The organism is Vibrio sp. 2033 (assembly GCF_033339735.1).
On the sequence record NZ_JAWOVC010000018.1, the window covers coordinates 1 to 21,046 of the forward strand.

The 21,046-nt window shown below is 46.3% G+C and carries 18 protein-coding genes; 7 read left to right on the forward strand and 11 right to left on the reverse strand.

The window, feature by feature from the left end; genetic code table 11:
* Positions 1-173: 173 nt before the first annotated feature.
* Positions 174-533 carry a DUF3316 domain-containing protein gene (locus tag R7P74_RS19355; RefSeq protein ID WP_017635096.1) on the reverse strand — a complete coding sequence of 120 codons (360 nt, stop codon included), beginning with the start codon at positions 531-533 and terminating at the stop codon, positions 174-176.
* 412 nt (positions 534-945) lie between these two features.
* On the opposite strand from R7P74_RS19355, the gene R7P74_RS19360 reads away from it, so the two are divergent.
* Positions 946-1,872: a VirK/YbjX family protein gene (locus R7P74_RS19360; protein ID WP_005384371.1), complete on the forward strand. Its 927-nt coding sequence runs from the start codon at positions 946-948 to the stop codon at positions 1,870-1,872.
* Positions 1,873-1,884: 12 nt separating this feature from the next.
* Entirely contained in the window at positions 1,885-2,436 is a 552-nt protein-coding gene (locus R7P74_RS19365) for an outer membrane beta-barrel protein (protein WP_005374044.1), read from the forward strand.
* A gap of 68 nt (positions 2,437-2,504) precedes the next feature.
* On the opposite strand, the gene R7P74_RS19370 is transcribed toward R7P74_RS19365, so the two are convergent.
* The 5 genes from R7P74_RS19370 to R7P74_RS19390 form a co-directional block, all read right to left on the reverse strand.
* Positions 2,505-3,410 (reverse strand): EamA family transporter, encoded by a 906-nt coding sequence (locus tag R7P74_RS19370; RefSeq protein WP_047102800.1) that lies wholly within the window; start codon positions 3,408-3,410, stop codon positions 2,505-2,507.
* A gap of 66 nt (positions 3,411-3,476) precedes the next feature.
* Complete coding sequence (phnR, locus tag R7P74_RS19375) at positions 3,477-4,181, reverse strand: phosphonate utilization transcriptional regulator PhnR (RefSeq protein ID WP_005442366.1); 705 nt, start codon at positions 4,179-4,181, stop codon at positions 3,477-3,479.
* 9 nt (positions 4,182-4,190) lie between these two features.
* Positions 4,191-5,915 carry a putative 2-aminoethylphosphonate ABC transporter permease subunit gene (locus tag R7P74_RS19380; RefSeq protein ID WP_213876808.1) on the reverse strand — a complete coding sequence of 575 codons (1,725 nt, stop codon included), beginning with the start codon at positions 5,913-5,915 and terminating at the stop codon, positions 4,191-4,193.
* A gap of 8 nt (positions 5,916-5,923) precedes the next feature.
* Positions 5,924-7,030: a putative 2-aminoethylphosphonate ABC transporter ATP-binding protein gene (locus R7P74_RS19385; RefSeq protein ID WP_005432488.1), complete on the reverse strand. Its 1,107-nt coding sequence runs from the start codon at positions 7,028-7,030 to the stop codon at positions 5,924-5,926.
* A 269-nt stretch (positions 7,031-7,299) separates the two neighbouring features.
* Complete coding sequence (locus R7P74_RS19390) at positions 7,300-8,310, reverse strand: putative 2-aminoethylphosphonate ABC transporter substrate-binding protein (RefSeq protein WP_115386467.1); 1,011 nt, start codon at positions 8,308-8,310, stop codon at positions 7,300-7,302.
* Positions 8,311-8,576: 266 nt separating this feature from the next.
* On the opposite strand from R7P74_RS19390, the gene phnW reads away from it, so the two are divergent.
* The 3 genes from phnW to phnX all read left to right on the forward strand — a co-directional run bounded on the left by phnW (position 8,577) and on the right by phnX (position 11,977).
* Positions 8,577-9,680: a 2-aminoethylphosphonate--pyruvate transaminase gene (gene phnW, locus R7P74_RS19395; protein ID WP_115386466.1), complete on the forward strand. Its 1,104-nt coding sequence runs from the start codon at positions 8,577-8,579 to the stop codon at positions 9,678-9,680.
* 26 nt (positions 9,681-9,706) lie between these two features.
* Positions 9,707-11,086 (forward strand): aspartate aminotransferase family protein, encoded by a 1,380-nt coding sequence (locus R7P74_RS19400; protein WP_225474154.1) that lies wholly within the window; start codon positions 9,707-9,709, stop codon positions 11,084-11,086.
* Between the two features lie 75 nt (positions 11,087-11,161).
* Positions 11,162-11,977: a phosphonoacetaldehyde hydrolase gene (gene phnX, locus R7P74_RS19405; RefSeq protein ID WP_213963617.1), complete on the forward strand. Its 816-nt coding sequence runs from the start codon at positions 11,162-11,164 to the stop codon at positions 11,975-11,977.
* Positions 11,978-12,061: 84 nt separating this feature from the next.
* Here phnX and R7P74_RS19410 read toward each other — a convergent pair whose 3' ends face one another.
* Together R7P74_RS19410 and R7P74_RS19415 are read right to left on the reverse strand one after the other, a co-directional pair.
* Positions 12,062-12,424, reverse strand: a complete 363-nt coding sequence (locus R7P74_RS19410; RefSeq protein WP_149192185.1) for an ATPase — start codon at positions 12,422-12,424, stop codon at positions 12,062-12,064.
* 9 nt (positions 12,425-12,433) lie between these two features.
* Entirely contained in the window at positions 12,434-14,464 is a 2,031-nt protein-coding gene (locus tag R7P74_RS19415) for a S8 family serine peptidase (protein ID WP_053307150.1), read from the reverse strand.
* Between the two features lie 466 nt (positions 14,465-14,930).
* Between R7P74_RS19415 and R7P74_RS19420 the strand changes: the two genes are divergently transcribed.
* The gene (locus tag R7P74_RS19420) at positions 14,931-16,187 is read left to right on the forward strand and encodes an SGNH/GDSL hydrolase family protein (RefSeq protein ID WP_318123082.1); all 1,257 of its coding nucleotides are present in this window, start codon (positions 14,931-14,933) and stop codon (positions 16,185-16,187) included.
* Positions 16,188-16,338: 151 nt separating this feature from the next.
* On the opposite strand, the gene R7P74_RS19425 is transcribed toward R7P74_RS19420, so the two are convergent.
* Entirely contained in the window at positions 16,339-16,941 is a 603-nt protein-coding gene (locus R7P74_RS19425) for a TetR/AcrR family transcriptional regulator (RefSeq protein ID WP_205391270.1), read from the reverse strand.
* Between the two features lie 111 nt (positions 16,942-17,052).
* On the opposite strand from R7P74_RS19425, the gene R7P74_RS19430 reads away from it, so the two are divergent.
* Entirely contained in the window at positions 17,053-17,595 is a 543-nt protein-coding gene (locus R7P74_RS19430; RefSeq protein WP_005374097.1) for a carboxymuconolactone decarboxylase family protein, read from the forward strand.
* A 95-nt stretch (positions 17,596-17,690) separates the two neighbouring features.
* On the opposite strand, the gene R7P74_RS19435 is transcribed toward R7P74_RS19430, so the two are convergent.
* On the reverse strand, positions 17,691-19,067 hold the full coding sequence (locus tag R7P74_RS19435) for an efflux transporter outer membrane subunit (RefSeq protein ID WP_318108234.1): 1,377 nt from the start codon (positions 19,065-19,067) through the stop codon (positions 17,691-17,693).
* Positions 19,068-19,081: 14 nt separating this feature from the next.
* Positions 19,082-21,046, reverse strand: a complete 1,965-nt coding sequence (locus tag R7P74_RS19440; RefSeq protein WP_318123085.1) for a MacB family efflux pump subunit — start codon at positions 21,044-21,046, stop codon at positions 19,082-19,084.

A 21,046-nucleotide genomic window follows, 5' to 3' on the forward strand; every position in this document is an offset into this window, starting at 1 on the left:
TTAGCATGAGTAGTTTTACAGGCAAAGCCGAAACGGATGATAACCACCTACTGAAGTAGGTGGTTTAGGGCTGAAAATAAAAAGGGGAGCAAATGCTCCCCAAAAATAATAAAACGAATTCACAACAAGGATTAAATAGGCAATAGAGTTATAAATGCTAGCGAATAAATTAATTAACGATTACCAGGTTCACGCATGCGGTACTCGTATTGAACATTGAGAATAGGCTGGTAAACAACTTGCCCGTCACTTTGCAAGAACTCATTTACCATGACTTTTGAGTCAGTGATAGAAAACGATTGGCGATCAACATACGTTGTAAGGCTCGTAAACTCATCACGGAGTTGTCCAGATGATTTATTTTGGTAGCTTTGGATCATATCTCGGCCCATTTCATAAGCCGCTTGTTTGCTATCCATTACGTCGCCATGGATAGTTTCGGTATCGTTTGTCCACTGATAACCACCAGCAAGAGCCATAGAAGGTGCAGCAATCAGAGCAATCGTACTTGCTAAAGTTGTTAAGCGTTTCATAAACCTCTCCTTACTTACCTTTACATCGGGCCAAAATTGGCTCGATACTTATAAGGTACGTATAAAGACCTAAAACACGTCAAAACAATTTCAAATAATGTTCAATTTTCGTTCAACTTATTTCACATTAACTTAGCAACTCAACGTCATATTCAGCCGACATTCGCATTTTCTTTCTTTTGAACAATGGGTTTCAACCTGACACTTCCTTACCAAACCATACAATACCTAAGGTCAATTTTCTCTTAGAATTCCAGCAAAAGAACAGTGTTCAAAACCTTACACAAACGTCGGACACAGCAAAAACCACCTCTTTTCAGTCGTGCTTTGCATTCCTCCTTTTCGGGTTCTTCGCTGCTCGTCCGTCGGTTCTTAATTGTCGCTATTGAGCACAAGTTAATCTGGAGTGAAAATGACCGCGAACAAATCCATTTTTTACCATAGCAAATCGATTTACTCAGATGATTATGCTGATGTCTACAAGCCAATTTGGACCTACAGAGCTAAGTTCATCTTACGTGCGCTTTATTACAAACGTGCATTTAAGCACCTTTCAGACAATATTGAATCGTCATTGTTAGAGTTGCTTTGTACACGTACGCATCGGTTTTTAGAGAAACCGTTTCGTCCGTATATCATCAAAAACAACTCAGCGTTCGATCGTTCTAACTTGGTGGTTGATCACTATAAAACGATTTCAGAACTGTTTTCTAAACAAACAATCGAAGAAATCTACACAGACTCGAAAGGCCTAACATTAGCCTCTTTTGAAATTGACGAAATACTGTACTCGGTGAGATTAGTATACGAAGCACGTTATCAAAAAGAAGGCGACATGAGCCTAGTGCTGCACAGCGCTGAAGATGGCAACTTCTACACGCTCTCTTTTACGCTCGGTCACATCGAATCTGGACGCAGCATTATGATTGGCGGCTTACAAGGACCGCGAAGCAGTGAAGAAAACAACGCGAAAATTAAAAAGCTAACTCGTAAGCTTTACGGACAGAGACCAAAAAGCTTGATGGTGAGCTTGCTCACTTTGCTCGCACAAATTTGGGAAGTGAACACGATTCTAGCAGTGAAAACGCAGTCCCATACTTACGCAGCTAAGCGCTACAGCAAAGGGCGAATCAAAACGGATTACGATGCACTCTGGCAAGAATTGGGCGGCACCGAATACAATCGTCATTTTTACTCAATTGATGTAAATGCACCCCGTCGAGATATCGAAGGCATGTCGCGCTCTAAGCGTTCGATGTATCGTCGCCGTTATGAATGGCTAGACAACACCAAGATCACTTTCGAACAAATATTAAAAGGCGAGCAAGCTAAAAGCTAAGGAGAAGCGTTCATGCGTTATTCATTCATTACTGCTTTAGTGTTGTCGGCTTTTTCTTTGTCAGCCAATGCAGAAACCAGTGAGCACATCATAGGTACAAACATTGGCTATGGCGATGTGAACTACGATGCTCCGACAAGCAAAGAATCAGGCGACATGTTCTTAGGTGAAATATATTACCGCTACATGCCAACACATAACTTTGGTATTGAAGCAGGTTATAAAGGCGCGTTTGACGGTATCGGCTCGATACTCGTGAGTCCGATTTCAGAAGTCACCGATACGAGCTTCTCCGGACCTCGCTTGAGTGGCTATGCTAGCTATCCTCTGGGTTCAGGTTTCGAACTGTACGGCAAGGCAGGTGTCACTCTCTACACTCTCGAATACACTTATAAAGTGAACGGTCAGAGCAAGAACATCGAACACTCAAGTGTCGGAGGTGAAGCGGCTGGCGGTATCGGCTGGAGCTATAAACACTTTGGTTTGAATGCAGAATATGTGTACTCAAAAAACAGCGATTTTGACTCTAGCGGCGTGATGTTTGGTGCGCAACTGCGTTTTTAAACAAGGCTTACAAGTTAATACAAAAGGCAGCGAGAGGCTCATTCGCTGCCTTTTTTCGTGAATATAGGTCAATACGCAAGCGCGAGAATGATCCCCGCCACGATAGAAGTAACGCCAAGCCCTCGGGTGAGATACCATTTCTCAGACAGAAACCAAATCCCCATAAACAATCCAAACACAATGCTGATTTGCCTTAGTGCTACGACCAAACTCACGTTGTCGGTCATGGTCATCGCAAACAGCACCAAGCCGTAGGTGGATGCCATCATTACCCCTGCCATGCTGGCTGTTTTGCGGATCTGCCACGCTGTCTTAATCTCATCTGGCTTGTCCGTAACCAAGCACCACACAAGGGCAGGAATACCAATTGCCCAAAACTGCACGCCCAAGTAGAAGATTGCACTGTACTGATCATTCAAGATCTCTGATGCTTGTCCTGTGAGTAAACTCAGCGCTTCTTTATCGACTACCGAGTAACCCGTTGTGCCTATTGCGGCAATCAATGCCCAGAACACACCAACGTTCAAATAAGAGCCCAATGTCATCTGACGAAAATTCGTCAGTGGTACCAGCATACAACCAAGAGTAATTAGTAAGAATCCAAGCCACTGCTGACTAGATAATTCATGTCCCAATGCAACACTGATTGCGCCGACCATCATCACAGGCAGTGCCCGAGCAATCGGATAAACCACCCCCACATCAGCGTGCTTATAAGCGACAATCAAACCAACCAGATAAACCATTTGTGAAATGCCGCTAATGAACAGCAACCCCCAAAACTCACTCGGTAATGATGTCCAGCCAATGGTTGCCAAATACCAAATCAAATAAGGGGTAAGAATGAAACATGCAGAGAAGCTGGCCGCCATAGTAAACGCGAGCCCTGACCCAGAGTTGCTTTTGCCAAGGATATTCCAGCCCGCATGAAGAACAGCAGAGAAAACGACGAGACCAATCGCCAACAAATCCATTTCAATGTTCCTGTCTGAATAAAATAAAGGCCCCGAGATGGAGCCTTAGATAATGAGAAAATCCACTTAACGATTGAGTTCCGCCAGAGATTCAATGCTGATGGCATCGTGTCGCCAATACTCGATATCGCAATCAATCAACTCACCGTGCTGGTTGTAGTTGATGCGCTCCACTACCATCGCGGGCGTACCGGCTGTCGCACGCAGTGCCTGAGCCATTTCACCCAATAAAGTGCTGGTTGAAATGCGGTAGCGAATCTTTTGATACGTCACGCCATAATGATCGCGGTAAATGTCCGTCAGTGAATTTGATAAATCGTAATCCAACAGGTTCGGAAACAGCTCTGGGCGAATGTAGTTTGTTACGAATACCACAGGTCTGTCTTCAAGGTATCGCACACGGTCGACTCGATACACGTCCGAGAAAGGTTGCAAGTCCAGTAAGCGCGCGGCTTGTTTGTTTGCCAACGTCCCTTTTGCTGCAACCAACTCCGTTTTTGGCACACGATTTTGCGCTTTCGCCATGTTCGGGAAGTTTAGCGTTTGGGTGGGGTCGTAACGCAATGGCTCAGGTGAGATAAACCAACCTCGGCGATCTTCGCGATAGATTCGACCTTCCGCTTCTAGCAGTGATAAAGCTTCACGCAGAGTGACGCGTGTAGTATCGAACGACTCCGCCAACTTACGCTCTGCTGGCAGTTTTTGACGCGGCGATAGCATGCCCGCTTCAATCTGTTCAACAATCGAATCTTTAATTTTTACGTATTGCACGAAGTGTCCTTATCTTTTGCGCCAAGCTTGTGTGCGATTCTCTAACAATTTACCCAAAGTCATCTGAACAATCTTCGCAATTGCGGCAGCCATCATGATCATCACCGCCATCGCTGCTGCAGCGCCAGTTTGACCTGCATCGTCCATATTCAGAATCGAGACCGAAGCCGGAATCGTATCGGTTGAGTAAAGGAATACTACCGCAGAAGTGGTGGTCAATGCATTAACAAACAAGTAAGTCGCAATGTCCAAAATCGCAGGTAAACACACAGGTAATGTCACTTTAAAGAACAACTTGTATTGAGGAAGCTTCACCGATGCTGCCGTGGCTTCAATCTCCGATGGCAACTGCTTTAGCGCTGTCAGGGCTGTCATGTGACCCACCGTGTAGTAATGCACTACCGTATTAATCACCAAGAATGCCATGGTGCCATAAAGCACGTTCAAAGGATTGTTCGCATCATTGAAGTAAAAGATGTAACCCAAGCCAAGCACCATACCCGGAACCGCCATTGGCACCACGCTGAGCATTTGCATCACTTGACGAATTGGACCGAACGCACGCCCTTTCTCAATGCAGTAAGCACCGACAAAGATGATGGCTGTACCAATAACCGCTGTCCAACCTGCCAGCGTTAGCGAGTTGAAGAATGGGCTCCAACCGTAAGTGCTCATTTCAGCAAAGTTGTAGTTGTTTAGCGTCAACGCTTTGTTCCAAGGCCAGAACGTCACTAACGAGCCATACACCGCCATACCCAAAACCGCCAACACTGCGATAGAAATGATGCTGCAGTAAACCAAACAAATGCTGTCGCGCGCTTTGTTGGGTTCTGGCTGATATGGCACCGAGCGAGTGTCGAATAAGCTCTTTTGTTTTTTCTGTACCCAGCGGTCTGCGCCAAACGCCATTACCGCAGGGAATAACAACATAATGCTAGTCACCGCACCCATGGCAAAGTTTTGCTGTCCCACGACTTGCTTGAAGATGTCAGTCGCCAGAACGTTGTAGCTGCCACCAATCACTTTCGGCACACCAAAGTCCGTGATAACCAGTGTAAAGACGACGATAAGCGTACTGATCAAACCGTATTTCGCCGCAGGTAACGTCACCATAAAGAAGGTTTTGATGGGTGAAGTTTTAAGTGCGCGGGCTGCTTCATACAAGCGAGCATCTGAAGTGCGCAGCGAAGTAGTTAAAATCATCAATGCATGAGGGAAGGTCCAGAAAATCAAACCCATCGAGATACCAATCACGCCGTAAATCGAGTTTCCTAACAGCATCTCTTTGGCAATGCCTTGATTACCGAAAAGGAAAATCAAACTGATCGCTGGCAGTAACGAAGGCGCAAGAATTGGCGCAGTACCTAGGATTTGGAACAAACCTTTAAACGGCATGCATGAACGAGTCAGCGCGTAGGCATAACCGAACGCAAGCACACCCACTACCGAGGTCACAATCACGCCCAAAGTGAAGGTGTTGCCCACCGACACCCACAAGCTTGAAGAAGAAAAGTACGTCGCAAAGTTTGCCAAACCAACGAATTCGCCATTGGCATTTTGCACACTCTTGGTCAACATTGCCCAAAGCGGCATTAAGATGAACAGCACCATCATGGTCGACAAACTAGCGAGCAGACCGAACAACACAAGGTTGTCGCGGCTAACACGTCCGAGTAAGGATTTTGCTTTGTCTTGTGTGGTCAGGCTATTCATCGTCATTGTCTTCGCATCCATGTTTACACCTACGCTGCTAGCGCTTTATCAACCGAGGGCACGGCGTAACCATGCAGCCCTTCTTCAGCAAACTGGATGTAACGTACATCGCCCGCCTTGATATTGAGTTTTTGAACCGTTTCCACAGGCACATCCACTACGATGGTTTTCGTTGAGCTGTCGTTTTGCAATACGCAATCAATGCGGAAAAACGCCCCTAGAAACTCGGTTGCGGTAACTCGCACAGGTAAAGAGTTGGTGTAGTTTTCAACGAACTTGATGCTTTCAGGACGCACCGCAAGGTCAAAGCGGTCACCGCGTTGGATCTTACGATTAGTCAAGCTGGGCGCTGGCATTAGGGTTTCTGCAATGCGTACTTGGGAGTCCGTTGCTACTGAGGTTTCAATAAAGTTCATGCTACCGACAAACTCAGCGACAAAGCGCGTGGCTGGTTGTTGGTAGATCTCTTGAGGTGTGCCGACTTGCTCTATCACACCATGGTTCATTACCACGATACGATCCGCCATCGACAACGCTTCATCCTGATCGTGCGTAACCATGATAGTGGTAATGCCAAGCTTACGTTGCAGCTTACAAATCTCGTCACGTAAGTGAACACGTACTTTTGCATCTAGCGCTGACAGCGGCTCATCAAGTAGCAGTAGACCCGGAGATAGCGCCAGTGCACGAGCCAAAGCAACACGTTGCTGTTGACCACCAGAAAGTTGGTTAGGGAATTTCTCGCCAGAGGTTGGAAGACCAATGGTTTCTAGCCAGTAATCCACCTTCTCTAACGCTTCTTTGGTCGACATGCCTTGGTTCTTCAAACCCACCGCAATGTTCTCTTGCACGGTAAGGTTCGGAAACAGCGCGTAAGATTGGAATACAATGCCGAAATCGCGCTTCTCTGGTGGTAGGAATGTGGTCTCTTGACCGTTTTGAAAAATCGCACCAGACGTTGGCAAGTCTAAACCTGCAATGGCACGTAATAGAGTGGTTTTACCGCAGCCAGAAGGGCCAAGAAAACAAACGAACTCGCCCTTTTCAATCGCTAGCGAGATTTTCTTTAATGCAGTGAACTGTCCGAATTGCTTCACTACATTTTCAATATTTAGGTAATGTTGGTTAGTTGACATAGCACACGCTCCAAATGGTATATACCAACTTTAATTTTGGAGTGTTACGTTCCAATGACAAATTTATAGCCAGAAGATGACAAATAGATGAAGGGAGATAAGGTTTGTTTAAGTGGTAATTAGAGATTCCCGACTTTCTTAAGTTCGTCATTCCAGCGAACCTAGGTGAGACTAGGAATCTACTTTCAGCAAACTTTGAAATAACAGAGAAAACAAAAAATCCACCTCAACCGAGGTGGATTTCAGTATTCAACTCAAAGCAAATTCAATTAAGACTTTGGCTCTGATTTCGCGTCAAACTTTTCAGACCAAGCCGCTAGAATCTCTGCACGCTTGCTACCCATTTGCGCGAAGTCCATCTTCGCCATGTTCTCTTGAACGTTCGGGAAGTTAGATACGGTCGCTTTCACGTCTTTATGTGCAACCACTGGATACATTTCTACGTAAAGCTCGTTTGCCGTTTTAGAGATTGACCAGTCGACAACACGTTTCGCTGCATCCGATTCTTTTACTAGACCAACGGCTTCTGATTCCCAGCCGATACCTTTTGGTGTGATAACCGCTAGTGGTGCACCTTGTGTTTTCAGCTTCGCGCCGCGGCTCGCCATCGAAATACCGATAGCCACTTCACCCATACCCGCTTGAACACATGGCTTAGAACCAGAGTGCGTGTAGTGTGCAATGTTCTTGTCTAAGTCACGCATGTAGTTCCATGCCTGATCTTCACCCATGTTTTGTAGCCAAGCAGAAACTTGCATATAGCCAGTGCCTGAAGACGCTGGGTTCGGCATTGCAATGTGACCTTTGTAAACCGGCTTCGTTAAGTCTTCCCAAGACGTTGGTTTAGGCAGGTTAAGTTGTTTCGCTACCGCTTCGTTGAAACAAACTGCGTTAAAGAACGCATCGTTACCAAACCAAGCTTGATTTGATTGAGGGTCGTTTAGGTTCGCATGCAGCTCTTCCAAACCTTTTGGTGTGTAAGGCTTAAGAAGACCTTCATCTTTAAGCAGTGCCATTGACGAGCCAGCCAGACCCCAAACCACTTCCGCTTGAGGGTTGTTCTTTTCTGCCAGCAATTTCGCCGTCATGATACCGGTTGAATCGCGAACCCACTTAATCTTGATATCTGGGTTATCTTTCTCAAACGCAGACTTGTATTTCGCAAGAATGTCAGTTTCGAAAGCGGTGTAAACCGTGACTTCCTGTGCTGCCATTGCATTCGTAGCTAGCAGAGAGACAAGTGCAGCCAGCGATCCTTTCATCAAACGGTTTTTCATCATTTTCTCCAGTTAATTTGGCTAAGTTTTAATTTGGTCTGTACCAGTTGACGATAACCACCCTACTGAGCCTTTGTGACGAAATCATGACCATTAAATGGCAGTTTTACGAAAATTTGCGCTGAATAATTGTTCAATTGATCCGCCATTTTCTGGATATTAAAGTTTTATGAAATTGGATATTCGCCTATTTACTGCCCTTTTCTTCCTCGCTAGAGTGAGTTTGAAATTTGGTGTAGACCAATTAGACTATTCTGATGGAAATCGAGATGAAAAACGAATACCTACTACTGACTCCAGGTCCTCTATCTACTTCTGAAACAGTACGTGAAGCCATGCTAAAAGACTGGTGTACTTGGGATGATGAATACAACAAAGACATTGTAGAAGTGATCCGCACTAAGCTTGTAAAACTAGCGACGGAGCAAGACGGCTACACCAGCGTACTAATGCAAGGTAGCGGCACCGCATCAGTAGAAGCAACGATTGGCAGCGCCATTGGCAAAGATGGGAAGTTGTTGGTTGTCGACAACGGCGCTTACGGTGCGCGTATCGCTCAGATCGCTGATTACCTAAATATTCCATGCCATGTAGTTTCCCCAGGCGAAACATCACAGCCACACTTGAACGAGGTGGAAACTGCATTGGCATCGGATCCTGCTATCACACACGTGGCAATTGTTCATTGCGAGACAACCACTGGCATGCTGAACCCAATTGAGACATTTGCTTCTGCAGCAAAAGCACACGGTAAAGTGGTGATTCTCGATGCCATGTCGAGCTTTGGTGGCATTCCTATCGATATCGCTGAGCTAGGCATCGATTTTATGATCAGCTCTGCAAACAAATGTATTCAAGGCGTACCGGGTTTTGGCTTTGTGATTGCAAAACAAACAGAGCTCGAAAAGTGCCAAGGTCAGGCACGTTCTTTAAGCCTTGATCTTTACGACCAGTGGAAGTGCATGGAAGTGAACCACGGCAAATGGCGTTTTACGTCTCCAACGCACACGGTTCGCGCTTTCTATCAAGCATTGTTAGAGCTGGAACAAGAAGGCGGCATTGAGGCTCGTCATAACCGCTACCAAACTAACCAGAAAACACTGGTTGCAGGTATGCGTTCTTTGGGTTTCGAACCACTACTGAGTGATGACCTACACTCACCAATCATCACTTCTTTCTACTCTCCAACGCACAGTGATTACCAGTTCAAAGTGTTCTACACACGTTTGAAAGAGCAAGGTTTTGTGATTTATCCGGGTAAGGTATCGAACGCAGATTGCTTCCGTATCGGCAACATTGGCGAAGTTTACCCAGCAGATATCGAGCGCTTAATCGGTGCGATTGAAAAAGCAATGTACTGGCAAGTTGCGTAAAGCAGCCTTCTGATTGAGAGAGCGTTATGACTCAGAATATCAAACCGACCCATTTCCGCAGCGAAGGCGATGTCAACACAACACCAGCGCGCCAAGCTTGGAATGCATCGATGGATGACGAACGCACACAAACATTATTGAAGCGTGACTCGGAAGTCTTTCTTCATCAAGCCATGTCGACGCCTTGCTTAGATACCTTGGAAGCAGCAGAAGGCATCTACATCCAAGATGCCACCGGCAAAAAGTACATGGACTTCCATGGCAATAACGTCCACCAGTTGGGCTACGGTCACCCGCATGTGATGAAACGCGTGCAAGAGCAAATTGCCAAACTGCCGTTTTCACCACGTCGTTTTACCAACGAGACCGCGATTGAATGTGCCGAAAAGCTCACCCAAATCTGTGGCGGTGAATTGAACCGTGTGCTGTTTGCTCCGGGTGGCACATCTGCGGTTGGTATGGCTCTTAAATTAGCACGCCACATCACGGGCAACTACAAGGTGGTGTCTCTGTGGGATTCCTTCCACGGCGCATCATTGGATGCCATCTCAGTAGGTGGCGAAGCGTGTTTCCGACAAGGCATGGGGCCATTAATGGCAGGTGTTGAGCGCATTCCACCAGCCGTATCTTACCGTGGTGCTTTCCCAGTCGCGGACGGCAGCGACGTGCATTACGCCGACTACCTTGAATACGTCATTGAGAAAGAAGGTGGCGTGGGCGCGTTTATCGCAGAAGCGGTTCGTAATACCGACGTACAAGTGCCGAGTAAAGCCTATTGGAAACGCATCCGCGAAATCTGTGACAAACACAATGTCATGCTGATCATCGACGACATCCCTAACGGCATGGGTCGCAGCGGTGAATGGTTTACCTACCAAGCCTATGACATCGAGCCAGATATGCTCTGCATCGGTAAAGGTTTGGGCGGAGGGTTAGTGCCTATCGCTGCCATGGTAACCAAAGACAAATACAACACTGCTGAGCAAATCTCAATGGGTCATTACACTCATGAGAAAAGCCCTATCGGTTGTGCTGCAGCACTGGCAACTATGGAAGCCATTGAACAAGACTGCTTGCTAGATAAAGTCAAAGCCGACAGCCAGTTCATGCGTGAAAAGCTGCTAGAGATGAAAGCCAAATACCCAGTGATTGGTGATGTGCGTGGCATTGGCATGTTGTGGGGTATTGAGTTGGTCACTGACCACGAAAGCAAATCGCGCGCGTATGACGAAGCGGAAGCTGTGCTGTACCAATGCCTCAACAACGGAGTGAGTTTCAAGGTATCGCAAGGTAACGTGATTCAACTCAGCCCACCGCTGATCATCACTCGTGAACAACTAACAGAAGCGTTGGCGATCTTCGAAGAAGCCATCGCCAAAGTGTGTAAAGACTTTAACTACTTCTAACCTCAAAACCAATTTATTCAGAGCGCGGTTCCAATGTGTAGGCAGCGCTCTGGCAAGCAAGAAAAAGGATTGAACATGAGCAACTCACCAATTCAAGCAGTGATCTTTGACTGGGCTGGCACTATCGTCGATTTCGGCTCTTTTGCACCGACCAGTATCTTTGTGGAAGCGTTCAAACAAGGCTTTGATTTCGATATCGATCTTGAGGAAGCGCGCGAACCAATGGGGCTTGGTAAGTGGGATCACATCCAAGCAGTGGGTCGTATTCCTGCAGTTGATAAGCGCTGGAATGAGAAGTTTGGTCGCTCAATGACCAGTGAAGACATCGACGATATCTACGCAGCATTCATGCCTCTGCAAAAAGCAAAAGTGGCTGACCACGCAGACCCAATCCTTAATGCGATTGAAGTTGTGAATGGCCTGAAAGACAAAGGCATCAAGATCGGCTCTTGTTCTGGTTACCCTCGCGAAGTGATGGACGTATTGATTCCAGTGGCTGCGGATTACGGCTACAAACCGGATTACGTAGTAGCAACGGATGACCTGCCGCAAGGTGGTCGCCCAGCACCATTTATGGCACTGAAAAACGTGATTGAGCTGAATGTTACCGACGTTAATGCGTGTATCAAAGTGGATGACGCCGCACCGGGCATCGATGAAGGTCACAACGCAGGTATGTGGACCGTTGGTTTGCTGCTTTCTGGTAACGAAGCAGGTCTAACGTTTGAAGAATACCAAGCCGCGGACGAAGCAAAGCTTGATGCCGCTCGTGAAAAAGCGCGTGCAAAACTGCTCAAGAGCTCGCCGCATTACCTCATCGACACCATTGCTGACTTCCCAGAAGTGGTTGCAGATATCGAACGTCGCCTAGCAGCAGGTGAGCGTCCTTAGTCTTCATCTTCCACAAATAAATGAAACAAACGCCCCTCACGTGAGGGGCGTTTTTCTTTTTGGCACTATCTTAGAAAGTTTGGCTTATTGAAGCGTAGTTCCGTTAGATAGCAGCTTTCTTGTCGGCTCTTGCTCGGTGTATTCGACCGCATCGTGATCCGCGAGCTTATCGACTTCCGCCTGCTCACCCACCACAATCAACACGTGTTGTTTCACCAGAGCGTCGACCACTTCAATGTTGTGCTGACGAAGAAGCGCTCTCACTTCGCTCTCTTTTCCTTCATGATACTTAACAAAGTAACGCGCAGGTTGCTGCTCGGCTTGATCTTGGCGTTCATCCACGAGAGGAAATCCTTGATTGTTTGCCAAGCTGCTTGAGCTCAGTCCGATTGCCAATAGTGCGGTAGCGCCTACCACAGACAAAGAAAGTAAGGTCAACTTCTTCATAGTCACTCCTTATTGAAAGGTCAGAGTCCAACTGTTGATGGTGCCTGTGTCTCTTCTGGCACTGTCTACCGCTTTTAGTTCCCATGTACCTTGCGATTCAAAACCAGAAAAATCCGCTTGGAACGTGTTTTTTATATCGTTAGCGCTGCCGCCGGTATTATTGTGAAGTACAACTTCTCCACCAGTCGGTGACGTTAAAGTCACTCGTAGATCACCGATGTAAGTGTGGCTAATATCAACGTCAATACTTACTGTGCCTGAATCACCAGAGCGATCGACTTCTACTGCACTGATTGCGCCAGAAGATTTATTATCTGGAATCGCAACAGGGCTGGTATTTGAGAAGCTAGAGTCCGAAGAGCTACCACCATCAGGTCCATTACAGCCAGCGTCCAAGAACAGCTTCGCCGCTTCAGCATTAACTAGGCCGTGGCCAGTACGGTTGTCTCGACCAGCAACATCAATATCTGTTGCAGTTTTCACTAGGGCATTACGCACTTGCGCTGCTGTACAGGTTGGGTGGTAACTCCACACCAAGCCAGCTACGCCCGTTACGTGCGGTGTCGCCATTGATGTACCATTGTAGTATTCGTAATCTTCACCAGAGGTTGTTGCAACAGTAATTTCCTGACCAACATACCCCAACAGCTCTTGACCAAATGCACGATCAACCGTTACCGAAACCATACGATAAGCGTTGTTTGTGTCTACCAAGAATGGGTTTTGTAAACCAGGTAGTTCAGAGTTGCTGTATACGATTGCAGCTCGCGCACCCGCATTGTAACAAGCCTGAACCGCATCTACTTCAGGGTAGTTTCCTGAAGACTGGTTGCCGATACGCTCAGTCAAACAAATTTTGCCCGACATATCACCACAGTTAACGTTACCGCCAGATACATCACAGCTATCTAGCGTTGCCGTTACTGAACCCGCGATTGGATCCGGAACATACGAAGAACCGTTATTGATCAAACGATTGTGAGGAACAATCCCACGATCAAACTGGCTTACACCATTCAAGGTAATATCAGAAAGTTTACCTTCACCTACCGTAACCGTTGATAAGATCGCCACACCCGGGCCTGAGATCTCAACTTGATTAGTAGATTGTGAGAACGCCGCATGATCATTTTGATTATCAACAGCCGCAACAGACATCACTGAGTCATAAGAAGCTGGATAGCTGTGCGCTGTATTGCCATCATTACCCGCAGCGGCGATCAATAGAACGCCTTGATCGTAAATATTTTGCAGTGCATTTTGCTCAGTTCGGCTTGATTGACTACCACCAAGGCTCATGTTCACAACGTTAGCACCATTATCGGCACAGGTCTGGATTGCTTTAACAAGCCCAGATGAGTAACCCCAACCCGATTCATTAAATACTTTCACGATGTGCAAATTAACATTCTGGTTTGGCATCACACCCTTTACACCTTCGGTGTTGGCAATCGCAGCAATCGTACCCGCGACGTGAGTACCGTGGGCATTGTTGTTACCCGGATCACTCCATGATCCCGTACCACTATCGTTAGTACCAGCAACGCGGTTACCGCTTAGGTCGTTGTGCGAAATGTCGTACCCTGAATCGATAATACATACAGTGCGATTACCCGCATTGAAGTCAGCTAGCAGTTGAGCATTAACCGCTTCATATCCCCATGGGGTCGTTTCGCTGAGCAAATAGCGAGGTGGATCGACTTCCACGTATTCCACATCACTACGGTTACGAAGCGGCTCTAAGTCATCGCCATCCAATTCAACGCTGTAAATGGCGCGATTGCCCAGTTTTTCCACCTTACGTGCCTTCACCTGTTCTAGAACAGACTCCTGCGCGATTCGTGGCCCCCAGAATGAGTTACCACCCATTGAAGAACGGCTGACTGCATCTTCTTTGAATTTGACGATGTACTTCGTCGGTAACTTAGATTCATCAAATCCCATTGGTGGAGCCGCAAACGCTGACATCGAAGTGGTCAGTGCTATTGCTACGGCAGACAACGAAAATAAGCCTTGTTTTTTACTTGTTGTGTAGTGCATTTGCCCTATTCCTTATTTGAGCTAATTTTTATTCACTATATTCTCATGAAAAGTCATCATCATGATGTTTGCATGAGAGCTTCAGCTATAGTTTACAGAGCAAAAATGCCAAACAATTTGTTTCATGAATATACAAATTTGTACAAAAGATCATTCAATAAACACTTTAAGTTAACATTAAAAATCATCAACAAAACCTTATAAAGCAATTACTTAATTAACAAAAAGTGAATGTTAAATTAATGTTAGTGAGTAATTATTCTAAATATAACCCATTTAATCGATTGCTATGCTGAATGGATTTTTTGACCGTGGTGCCAAAACTGAAATATTGAATATTTAGTTGTTGACTGTCTTGAGCATTTACTCAGAATTAGAAGGTTTAGTGAGAAAAATTCTCATCTAAATACTGTTATAGCCGAGCGTATTCACGCATTCGGAACAATAACCATTACAAGAAGAGTGAATGATGAAAAAAACAATCACACTATTAACTGCATTACTTCCGCTTGCCTCCGCCATTGCAGAGGAGCCAACTTTATCACCAGCAATGGTTTCTGCGGCTGAAGTGGTTAGCGCGCAAGAAAATCAAACTTATACGTACGTTCGATGCTGGTATCGTACGAGCCACTCTAAGGACGATGCGGCTACCGATTGGAAATGGGCAAAAAACCAAGATGGTAGTGACTTCACTATCGATGGTTATTGGTGGAGCTCTGTTTCATTTAAAAACATGTTCTACACCAATACCTCACAAAACGTAATTCGCCAGCGTTGTGAGGAAACACTAGATCTAGCGAACGAGAACGCAGACATTACATTTTTTGCTGCCGACAATCGTTATTCTTATAACCACACGATCTGGAGCAATGATGCTGCAATGCAACCAGATCAAATCAACAAGGTAGTGGCTTTGGGCGATAGCTTGTCTGATACAGGCAACATCTTTAACGCGTCCCAATGGCGCTTCCCTAACCCTAATAGCTGGTTCTTGGGTCACTTCTCAAACGGTTTTGTTTGGACGGAATACGTTGCTAAAGCCAAAAACTTACCGCTATACAACTGGGCAGTTGGTGGCGCAGCAGGTGAAAACCAATACATCGCGCTAACTGGTGTCGGCGAACAAGTTTCTTCTTACTTAACCTACACAAAGCTGGCGAAGAACTACAACCCTGCTAACACATTGTTTACGTTAGAGTTTGGTTTAAATGATTTCATGAACTACAACCGTAGCGTGCCGGAAGTAAAAGCGGATTACGCTGAAGCTCTGATTCGTTTAACAGACGCTGGCGCGAAGAACTTCATGTTGATGACACTGCCAGATGCAACCAAAGCACCACAGTTCAAATACTCAACACAGGAAGAAATTGAAACGATTCGTGCGAAAGTATTGAAGATGAACGAGTTCATCAAAGCACAAGCGATGTACTACAAAGCCCAAGGCTACAACATCGCATTGTTTGATACACACGCACTGTTTGAGAAGTTAACCTCGGCACCAGAAGAACACGGTTTCGTAAATGCAAGCGACCCTTGCTTAGGCATCAACCGTTCATCCTCTGTTGACTACATGTACACTCACTCATTACGTTCTGAATGTGCAGCATCTGGCGCAGATAAGTTCGTGTTCTGGGATGTGACTCACCCAACCACAGCAACGCATCGTTATGTGGCTGAAAAAATGTTAGAAAGCAGCAATAACTTAGAAGAGTTTCGCTTTTAATAAGCCGTTGTTGTTCATTGCAAGTTAATCTGCATAAAAATGACCACGATGCTTCGTGGTCATTTTTTATCGATATCGACCCCCGATAACGGGTTTATTTGAGCTCGCTTACTTCAAGCCGTTGATTTAGAGACGTTGACTTTGAGCAGTCTCATTCAGCGTTCTGTTTTGGTACGTTACCGCGGAAGCTGTTCACCATAATAGAGATCAACGTCTTTAAGGTTTCATCATCACTGCGGTATGAGTAGGCTCGTATACCCGTAAACTGAACCTGGAACAACTGAGCAAGAAGCAATGTATCCTGAGCTTCAATTTCGCCATTCTCGATTGCTCGCTCAAACAGCTTTGCAAGAAAAGATTCAAATTGGTTTGCTAAGCTGTTTGTTTGATTGCGCAGCGCATTAAAATCCTCAGCAAATTCACTTGCTGATTTGACTAACATGCACACTTCACTGGGATTGGAGTCTCGCTGATTGATAACCACATCAATCGCGAAAGCTTCTATTGCATCTAGAACCGTTGTGTTCTGAGCTAAATGCAACTCAAACAGGGCTTGTAAGTTCGCAACGTACATTTTTAGCGCTTCACAATATAGCCCCTCTTTTGACCCAAACGTCGCATAAATACTTCCAGGACGCAGATTAACGCTATCTTGTAAATCACGTGTAGATGTTGCATGAAAACCTTTCTTCCAGAATAGATCCGAGGCGACTTTCACCACTTCATCACGTTGGAATTTCTTTGTATTCGCCATGAGCAATTATCAATTTTGAACATATGCTCAATTTTATATTGAGCGACCGCTCAAAATCAACTATCCTGTTCTTGCCTAATTCGCTCATATCCAACTACAGGAGATTTAAACATGGCAGAATTTAAACTGTATACCGCAGAAAACGCACCCGAAGGATCAAAGCATTTGATTGAAAATTCAGTCAAAGCGTTTGGCATGCTACCAAATCTTCATGCTGTTATGGCTGAAGCGCCAACCTTGCTTGAGGGTTATCAAGTTGTGCATGAGCTCTTTCAACAAACATCATTTAACGCAGAAGAATTGACCGTCGTATGGCAAACCATCAACGTTGAACATGGTTGTCACTACTGCGTTCCTGCTCATAGTGCGATCGCGGCGTCAATGAAAGTGGATCAGGAGATTGTCGATGCTCTCGTCAACCAAACACCATTGGCAGACGAAAAACTTGAAACACTACGAGAAACAACGCTTCAAATGGTGCGTCAACGTGGTGTAGTGGAAGAGTCTCAGATAGAGAAATTCTTTGCGGCAGGTTACGGACAGCAGCAACTGCTTGAAATTGTTCTTGGTCTAGCGCAAAAAGTGATGAGTAACTACACCAATCACCTAGCTGACACCCCGGTTGATGCACCTTTCAAGAAGTTCGCCAAGTAACTTAAGCTTTTATTACTGGTCCCATTCATGGGACCAGTAATACCTTCAAAAAGGCTTTGTTGCATGGCGCTTCGCTAGTGTGTGCTGACCCCTAATTACAACGGCGCAACGTCGGCTCCTCCTAAAGACTGGTAAAGCGTAACCTGAGTGAGAAACTGGTTGTAGCGGTTCTCCAACAAAGAAGCTTGTGCGTTTCTGGTGTCTTCTTGGGCATTCAAATAGTCCATGATCGATGTCGAGCCATACTGATACCGCGCGGCATATATGGACTCAGCGGCACTTGCGGCATCATATTGTTCTTGTAAACGCGCCGCTTGATACTTCAATTTTTCTCGTGCCGACAAGGCATTTTCGACATCTTGGAATGCGGCGTACAACACTTGGCGATAACTCACAATGGCCGATTGATAGTCCAAATCGGCAATGGCTTGGCTGTTTTTCATCTCATTCCACTGCAAAAACGGTAGCGTCATATCCGCACCTAAACTGCCGATCGGGTTGGAAAGCAGGTCTTTGAGCGCTTGTGACGATCCCCCCAAAGCCCCAGTGAGCGTCAGCTTAGGCAAGTAGTCCAAATCTGCTGCGTCTTTATTAGCTAGCGCGGCTTTGACGTCATAAATCGCTGCTTTAATGTCGGGTCTGCGGATCAATAAATCAGACGGAGCACCAACACTCAACGATGGCATATCGCCTTCAGGCAGCATTTGGATGTTTGCACTGATGCTCTTCGGCGGTTGATTGAACAAAATCGCAAAGGCGTTGTTTGCCTCAAGTAAACTCTGTTCAAACTCACTTTGCTGCGCTTGTAAGCTTGCCAACGTACGTTTGGCTTCAAGCACATCTAACTGATCCACAGCGCCAAGTTGGTACTGTTTTTCAATCAATTGTAGCGTTTGAGCTGCGTCTTCCACATTACGCTGACTGAGGTTTAAGCGCTGTTTCAGATAGCCGATTTGCCAATATAACGATGCCGTCGTTGCCACCAAACTTTGTGCGGTCGCCTCGCGATCTTGTTGACTTGCCATCGCCGTCCACTTGGCTTGGTCAACGTCCGCCGAGATTTTTCCCCACAAATCCAACTCGTAATTGACGGACAAGTTAGTGCTGTAGCTATCTGCCGATTCCCCGCCATCAAGAGATTTTTGAACTTGTCCTGATGTGGAAGAACTCAACGTAGGGAAAAGGTCATCTTGCGCTAAACCCAGCTGTAAACGCGCTTTCTTTAGCGTTAGCGTTGCCAGCGTCAAATCGTTGTTTTGAGCCAACACCTGAGTAATGTATTGATTAAGCGTTGGGTCGTTAAACGCCAACCACCAAGGATCCATACTGACATCACCCGCAACATGCATCTGTTGCCAATTTGCAGGCACTTGCACCTCAGGAGCTTGATAGTCGCTACGCATAAGCGAACCACAACCTGACAACCACACTGCGCTTAAGGCAGCCGCGACCAATCGAGTTTTGAATTTCATTGTGTTACTCATTTTTAGTCTCTCGCTAGCGCTTCTATCGGATCGAGTTTGGCGGCATTGCGAGCGGGTAAAAAGCCGAAAGCGATGCCAATCAACGTTGAGCAAATAAACGCCCAGATGATCGAGTTCATTGAGTAAATCATTTGGAAGCTGCTGCCAGATGTACTGAATGCAAAACCAATCAAAAACGCCAAGCCAATACCAGCAATGCCACCACACAAACACACCAGTACCGCTTCAATCAAAAACTGACGCAAAATATCCGCTTGCCGCGCACCCACAGCCATTCGCACACCGATCTCTTTCGTGCGCTCTGTCACCGACACCAACATAATGTTCATTACGCCAATTCCGCCGACAATTAGGGAGATCACCGCAATCGCTGAGATCAGTAACGTCATGGTTGCGGTGGTTTTCTCGATGCTCTGACGAATGGTGTCAGTGTTAATCGTGAAGAAATCTTCTGTACCGTGGCGCATTTTTAACAAGTTGATGATGCTCTGCTCTACCGCCGCACTTGGGGCGTTCTCATCAATCCGTACAGTAATGCCGTTGAGGTAGCGTTGTCCCATCATGCGTCCCGACATAGTGGTGTATGGCACCCAAATTTTCAGCGCGTCGCTGTTACCAAACGCGTCTTCTTTTTTCTGCGTGACACCCACAATACGCACTGGCAATGAACCAAGAAAAATCACTTCACCAATCGGATTTCTATCCGCAAACATTTCCTTTCTGGTGTTGTCATCAATCACTGCTTCTTGGGCGAGTGAGTTCACGCTCTCTTCATCCCAAAACTGACCTTTGGCAATCTCATAACCGCGCACACGGAAATAATCTTCCCCAACCCCTTCCACAGACGCGGTTGCATCCTGATTGGCGTAACGCACGGTTAAGCTGTTGGATAAAGACGGCGTGACACTGTCGACAAAAGGTAGACTCTCCAACGATTTAGCATCGTCGGCGGTTAGCGTTTTCACTCGTCCGGAGCGGCGGTCACCAAACCCTTTGCCCGGCCTGACATCAATGGTGTTTGTTCCCATGGATGAAATATTCGACAAAATTTGCTGTTGTGAACCATTACCTAGTGCCACCACGGAAACCACCGAGGCTATACCAATAATGATGCCGAGCATGGTCAAAAACGTACGCATTCTGTGGCTAGACATCGCCAGCAGCGCCATTTTGAGCGCGTCAATAAAACTGTCCCACTTCCACCACTTACTGGCGGCTTGCGCTGGGCGATGAAAAGACGCGTTCGGTCTCTTTGCTGCTTGCTCATTGATTACAACTTGTGCATTTGGCGTATCTGCAATGATTTCACCATCTTTGATTTCAATGATGCGATCCGCAAAGTTCGCCACGTTCATATCATGAGTCACTAAGATGATAGTATGCCCAAGTTGATGCAACTCTTTAAGCAGTGCCATCATCTCTTGCCCACTGTGACTGTCTAATGCGCCAGTGGGCTCATCAGCGAGAATCACCTCACCACCGTTCATCAGTGCACGAGCAACACTCACGCGCTGTTGCTGGCCACCACTCAGTTGGCTGGGCTTGTGAGTGAAACGATCTTCCAGCCCTAAGCGAGCCAATAACGACTGCGCTCGTTCCGTTCTTTGACGATGAGGAACTCCCGCGTAAACCGCAGGTACTTCCACGTTTGCCACCGCGGTTAAATCCCCCAGCAGATGGTAACGCTGGAATATAAAGCCAAAATACTCGCGGCGCAGTTCCGCCAGTTGGTCGGATTCCAACGTCGATACATCTTGCCCATTAATGAAGTATCGACCGCTGGACGGTTTATCCAAACAGCCGAGCACATTCATCAGCGTCGATTTACCTGAGCCTGATGCACCCACGATCGCGACCATTTCACCGCGTTTTATCTCTAAATTAATGTGGTTCAACACGGTAAGCGACTCGTCGCCAGAGACAAATCGTCGAGTTAAATCCTCAACTTTTAAAAGCACGTCACTCAT